The organism is Zoogloea sp. LCSB751 (genome assembly GCF_002028455.1).
Classification (GTDB): Bacteria; Pseudomonadota; Gammaproteobacteria; order Burkholderiales; family Rhodocyclaceae; genus Zoogloea.
Map to the genome: position 1 here is coordinate 1 of NZ_MWUM01000661.1, position 234 is coordinate 234.

Consider the following 234-nt stretch of genomic DNA (forward strand, 5'->3'; position numbering starts at 1 on the left):
TCATCGGCATCCGGTACGGAAGGGAGATGCTGACCTGGATGGGGGCTGAGGGGGTCATCTTCGACGCCGGTTTCGCCTACCTGCAGTGGTACGCCTGGCTCGGGGTCTTTGCCGTGCTCTCCATGGCGTTCACCGCCCTGCTGCGCAACGACGGGCGGCCCGGCCTCACCACCTGGATCCTGGTGGGGGGCGGCGTGCTCAACGTGCTGCTCGATTACCTGCTGATGGCGGTGA

General features: G+C 66.2%; 1 protein-coding gene. It reads left to right on the forward strand.

The annotated features are described in order from the left end of the window. Positions 1-234, forward strand: a 234-nt coding sequence (locus B4920_RS28070) for a polysaccharide biosynthesis C-terminal domain-containing protein (RefSeq protein ID WP_173862751.1), incomplete at both ends; no start/stop codon positions are given.